Annotated in this window: 2 protein-coding genes and 2 pseudogenes; 3 read left to right on the top strand and 1 reads right to left on the bottom strand. The window is 32.5% G+C overall.

What is annotated here, in order from left to right; all coding sequences use genetic code 11:
- Positions 1–130 precede the first annotated feature (130 nt).
- Together CWATDRAFT_RS31070 and CWATDRAFT_RS36775 are read left to right on the top strand one after the other, a co-directional pair.
- Positions 131–642 (top strand): annotated as a pseudogene (locus CWATDRAFT_RS31070) (IS1634 family transposase); the annotation flags it as partial.
- Positions 643–960: 318 nt separating this feature from the next.
- Positions 961–1,215 (top strand): hypothetical protein, encoded by a 255-nt coding sequence (locus CWATDRAFT_RS36775; protein WP_007308651.1) that lies wholly within the window; start codon positions 961–963, stop codon positions 1,213–1,215.
- Positions 1,216–1,226: 11 nt separating this feature from the next.
- On the opposite strand, the gene CWATDRAFT_RS31060 is transcribed toward CWATDRAFT_RS36775, so the two are convergent.
- Positions 1,227–1,586 carry a SpoIIAA family protein gene (locus tag CWATDRAFT_RS31060; protein ID WP_007308650.1) on the bottom strand — a complete coding sequence of 120 codons (360 nt, stop codon included), beginning with the start codon at positions 1,584–1,586 and terminating at the stop codon, positions 1,227–1,229.
- 317 nt (positions 1,587–1,903) lie between these two features.
- On the opposite strand from CWATDRAFT_RS31060, the pseudogene CWATDRAFT_RS31055 reads away from it, so the two are divergent.
- Positions 1,904–2,560: pseudogene (locus CWATDRAFT_RS31055) on the top strand (IS5 family transposase); the annotation flags it as partial.
- Positions 2,561–2,597 lie beyond the last annotated feature (37 nt).

Here is a 2,597-nt window from a genome sequence, read left to right as displayed (position 1 = left end):
CTCCAGGAGAGAGAATCCAGAATTTTTCAAGAATCCATCGAAGATTTGACACCTCAACTGCTGATATAATTAAACTATTAATAAAAATGAGATTGTTGGAATAAAGAATTGAACTGATGAAACTACTCGAAAAAAAGGAAAGATTTATAAATGATTAGTCTGATCATCAAAAAAGATGAAGAGATAAGTAGAAAGACTAAAGAAGCAGGAAAATTTATTTTAGCAACTAACTTAGTAGAGGAAAATAAATTAGAAGCTAGTGAAATTCTGATAACTTATAAAAACCAGCAATCTACGGAAAGAGGATTTCGATTTTTGAAAGATCCCTTATTTTTTACTGATAGTTTCTTCGTTGAAAAACCAGAAAGAATAGAAACAATGTTATTTTTAATGTCTTTGTGTTTGTTGATTTATAACTTGGGGCAAAGAGAATTAAGAAATTGTTTAAAAAGAGTCAAAAAAGGAATAAATAATCAAGTAGGGAAAGTAACATTGCGTCCGACTTTGAGGTGGATATTTCAATGTTTTCAAGGTATTCATTATGTGATTTTAAACGGAGTTAAACAAATTGTCAATTTAACAGAAGAAAGGCGTTTTATATTGAGTTTATTACCTGCATCTTGTCAAAGATATTATCTATAAATTGAATTGGATAAAGCAAAAATAATAAAAGAATAAGAGTCTAATGATATCAAATGAGAAGAGGAAACTCTCCTTCGTTTGTGCTGAGTCTTACTAAGTTTTCAATGAGTATAAATCTTCTTAATTTGATTATTTTTCCTAAAAATTTAATGAAAAGAGAAATATTCTTGCCCAGGTATGATTTTCGGACTTTTTGAAACTATGTATTTTTTTATACTACATTTTGAAGTGCGGAATCTGGAATATAAATTAAGGCGTTTTTATGACTTAGAATTATTGTGATCGCAAACCCCTGTCTTTAACTTAAGCTGGTTAGTCATGCACCCCATAGATGAAAATAGTCCACTGAATGGGGAAACAATAGAATCTTTAGCCGAAAAAAATGCAGAAATTGGGGTAATGTTAACAGGTCTTGACGAAACCTTTTCCCAAACAATTCATGCTCGTCATGTTTATACCCTGGTAAATATTGTACCCAATCACCGATTTGTAGATATTTTTTCCCATAATTACCAAGGCGAAACTTACATTGATTTAACTTATTTTCATGATGTTGTTCCTGTTAAAAATTAACAATTATTCTTTCAAGTTTTCAACCAAGCTATTGCTTCAGCTTTTTGCTCATGGGTAAAATGTCTAACCTGGATACTAGGAAATAAAGGATCTGCAATTTCTATCCATCTTTCAATCCATTTTTTTTCAGTAATAACTGCTTTTTTACTAAATCGCTTAAAATTGGGAAGGGCAAATTTCAAATCCGCTATTAGTGCATCTAAAGTAATTCCCCCAAAGGTATCAACTTCAACATAAATACTCACTTGCTCAGACTGTAAAAATTTTTCCTCAACCGCCTTAATTACTTCATTAATATCTGATTTATTTAATTTTCCTGATACCTTAATAGCGATGGCCTTCTCAATATCCATTGGTAGTAGTTTAAGCATAATTATCGAGACAATAGGGTCTAAAACCTGGCTTTTTAAAGCGAAACGTTTTTGAGGCGAGGCTTAAATCCTCGTTTCAAAAACAACTTCTGTACGATAGTGCCGGAACGTAGTGAGGAACTCCTGACTTCTGACTTCTGACTTCGTTAAGGCCATTTCGTCAGTGGATTAAAGTTAATTAGGGTTTGCTGAATAAAAGCAAAACCCTATTCTTTAAAAGGTTACACCCATATTCGCGATCGCAAAAAAGATCAGCTTTGTCGGCTACAAACCGCTATAATTGGTAGAAACACCTCCCAGTTGTTGGTCAAGAACAAATGTATCGAAAAGAGGAGCAACCTTTACCGCCCCCAGAAAAATTTGAATTACCTTTCGAGGGCAAATTGTCCCCCAATAATCGTTGGGTAATCATGGCAGAGTTGATACCTTGGGATGATTTTGAGGAAGAATATGCTAAACTTTTTTCAGCAGAAAAAGGTGCGCCAGCCAAACTATTTAGAATGGCATTAGGGACATTAATTATTAAGGAAAAATTAGGAACAAGTGATAGAGAAACTATAGAACAGATTAGAGAAAATCCCTATCTACAATACTTTATAGGTTTAAATTGTTATCAACAAGAGCCACCACTGGAATCTTCAATGCTAGTTCATTTTAGGAAAAGAATTGATAGAGAATTGATAAACAAAATCAATAAAAAAATAGTAAAAAGAGAAATAGACAAGAGTGATAAAGAAGTAAAAAAAAAGGATTGTCTCCAAGAAAAAGGAGAAAAAATAAAAAATAAAGGTAAACTAATTTTAGATGCGACTTGTGCGCCAGCAGACATCAAATACCCAACGGATTTAGGCATATTAAATCAAGCCAGAATTGAGACAGAAAGAATAATAGATAATCTTTATAAACCATTAAGAGTAAAATTGAGAAAAAAGCCGAGAACTTCTAGAAAAATTGCTAGAAAGGAATACTTAAAGTAACTAAAAGCGAAAGGTGCCGGCTCATTCTCTTCTC

The organism is Crocosphaera watsonii WH 8501 (assembly GCF_000167195.1).
In the GTDB taxonomy this organism is placed as follows: domain Bacteria; phylum Cyanobacteriota; class Cyanobacteriia; order Cyanobacteriales; family Microcystaceae; genus Crocosphaera; species Crocosphaera watsonii.
The sequence above is the reverse complement of the archived record's forward strand: the minus strand, read 5'-3'. Positions and strand labels throughout refer to the sequence as shown.

What these genes read in the sequence shown, in the direction of transcription:
- CWATDRAFT_RS36775 (WP_007308651.1), top strand. Translation starts at nt 961, where the DNA reads ATGCACCCCATAGATGAAAATAGTCCACTGAATGGGGAAACAATAGAA.
- CWATDRAFT_RS31060 (WP_007308650.1), bottom strand. Translation starts at nt 1,586, where the DNA reads ATGCTTAAACTACTACCAATGGATATTGAGAAGGCCATCGCTATTAAG.